Annotated in this window: 1 protein-coding gene; it reads right to left on the reverse strand. The window is 47.7% G+C overall.

Translation table 11 applies throughout. The features are described from left to right. A partial coding sequence (locus A3751_RS21265) for a Tn3 family transposase (protein WP_068458801.1) occupies positions 1–2586 on the reverse strand: 2586 nt, incomplete at its 3' end. Positions 2587–2856 lie beyond the last annotated feature (270 nt).

The raw sequence follows: 2856 nt of genomic DNA on the forward strand, positions 1-2856 counted from the left end.
CTCAGTCAGGGCCTGTAATAACGGGTGGCTTTTGCTGTAACCAGATAACTTGCGAACCAGAATCGCTTGTGTGGTACTTTTCTCCTGAAGCGAGATGGCAATACGCTGGATGGTATCCCAGTGCTCAATGATGAGGTCTGTTTTAATCGGCTTTTTTAAACTCAGTGTTACGCCCTGGTCTTTGTTTTCACTGACTTTGAACATCTCTTCAATGACCTTGCCGAACTGGGCATATCTGGGGGCAAAGGTGTAGCCAAACAGATCCAACAAGGCAAAATTTACATGATTAACCCCATGGGTATCGGTCGATAATACATCGGGTTGTATCTCTGATGTATTGCTTTGCAACAAATCAAAGATGTAGTGGGATTCATGTTCGTTGGAGCCAATCACCTTGGCGTTTAGCGCTGCGTGATTGGCTATCAAAGTGATGGCCGAGACGCCTTTGTTAGTACCAAAGTATTTTGAGGAGTACCGGGTTTTAAAAGTCTCCAACCGGCTCTCGAACTTTTGCCCATCGGCACTGGCATGGATGAGGTCTTCCTGGATATTGTAGTGTTTAAAGATGGCCAGCCTGGCGACCGAGTTGTTGATTACATCATTGGCATTATTTAGCGTCTCCGGCCGCAGGTAATTGGCTTGGATACCTTTTAGTTGGTCATACGCCCGGTCGGAGATATTGGCCATGCCGTACAGCCCGTAATTAGTGCCGTTACCAATAATAACGGCCAACAGATCATTAACATTCGCACGGCCTTTCGACTGGACAGGTAGTACATGTTCAAAGTTGTCCAGAAAGCCAGTCTCCTGATCCACGTAGCGCAGTACATCGGTAATATTAATCGGTTTTATCTGGTCAAAGAACGGGTTGTTCAGCATACTTTTAACACCGGTTGAGGGCAGCCGCCACTTTGTTTTACCGGTGCGATTGCGCAGGATAACGTTTTGGTTGTCACCGTTTTCGATGCGCCGACTGACCTGTTGTAGTTTATCGTTGAGATCACAGGATAAAGTCTCGATTAGTTTGCTGGGTTTCGCCGTCAGGCGAGGCAACATGGATTGTTGGATCAGCGTCTTTTTGCCTTTCCAGCGCTCATTGCTGACCAAATCATCCTGGAGAGAACGGAACTTAATGACGGTCGGGAGATAGAGCTGTCCATTCAGCTTGCTGGGAATCTGCAGATATAGGAGCCACTCAAAACGATCCGGTAGGACGTTGTTCTCCTGATCAATAAGGTATGCCTTCTGTTTGGGCTGAATTAGCCGTCGGTTCATGGTTTGGAGAATAGCACCAGTGGCTAACTCGCCCTTAGTGACGGCTAGCTGTGTAGCCAGGGCCTGTGTGTTCTCAGTAGCCTGGAAGGCTAGACACTGGAAGATTGGCCGTAGCACCTTCTCTAACAGCGGCTTTTGTTGGTCATAGTATTCCCAGTAATAATCATCAAGTGCGCGTTTTTGCTTGTTAAGATACAGGCACAATGACTCGATATCCCGACATTTAAGCAGCTTTTGAGCCTCCCGTTTTACAGCACCAAAAGGCTGTTTTTCATCGATGGAGTTATCAATAAAAAGATGGAGCAATTCCGCAGCCTTGCTGATATTGGCAGCAGCGCCTTCCCAGTCCCGGTAGGCTGCCTCTTTCGCGTACACTTTGGCCTGCTCATGGACTTTCCGAATGTGGTAGACAAAACCGTCGGCCAGACGCTCACTATTTTGCTCGGCACGCTCCTGCAGATAGCACAGTAAATATAGCTGTTGAATAGCTCGGTCAAAACGCTTGATCTTACTTCCATAATAATCAACCATCGAAGCAAAGTGCTGTTGGTTTTTTATTGAGAGCGACAAGGCTTTAACCACGGTGTTAACTTCACTCATCCAAGGCTCGATTAATCGTTTCACCTTGAGCTCCTTTTCCAGTTCCGTAGGAGTAAAGTTCTTGGCAGACAACCTCAATTTAGACAGAGGCAATGCCCCTTTTCCGTCCACCAAGTTTGCGAGCTCAGTCGACAACCTCCCTGATAACTGGTTTTGCAGCGAAGCAGTAATACGCTCTCGTTCCTGTTTCATCGCCTGGCTTACCACGGTCTGCATCACCGTGTATTTGGGAATTGCAATACGACGCAGTGATAAATACTCGGTGGTTGCATCGAACAAATACCGGGGTTCAACCCACGACTTAGCTGTTTGCTGTAAGTGAGTGATTAAGGAACCTCGATCCTGTCTATCCCGCCATTTTTGATAATTGAGGAGATCAAATATTTTCTGGTATAGGCGATCCTTTTGCTTTTGATCCAATGAGAAGCGCCTGATACCGGGACCAGGCAACTGTTCTTTGGCGATAAACCGCAAATCCTCTTCGACATCGCCAAAACTCGGACTCAGAACCACAGGCCTGGACTTGAAGTAACCCAACAGAGCGACAAAGAAACAGCGGTGAGCCCGGCTACGGATAGCGTTGGCGACACGGGCTTCCATCTCATTCAGAGTAAAGTAAAATCGACGTTCTTCGAGGGTGAAACTGGGAGGGCTGTACAAATCATTGATTTCTGCGTCAATGAGGATCTGGAGCCTTTCGGTATATGCCATATCTGATGCCTAAAAAGCTCAGCATAATAACCGAAAGGGACAAGTTAAGGGCTAGGAGGAAGTTAATACCCCGCTGGAGGCCAGGAGCCACGGGGGCTGTAGAGGATTATGTCTTTTTAAGACGGAAAATCCCCAGGACCCCTTAAGGATCCGAGGCACAGCGACGCAGTTATTCTGAGCTACGAGTCCATCGACTATCGCTACTTTGGCAGCTGGAGCATGGCGTATGTGCCATCATCATCGCTTACTCAGGAAATGATTCTAACCTAC

Source organism: Oleiphilus sp. HI0080 (assembly GCF_001635135.1).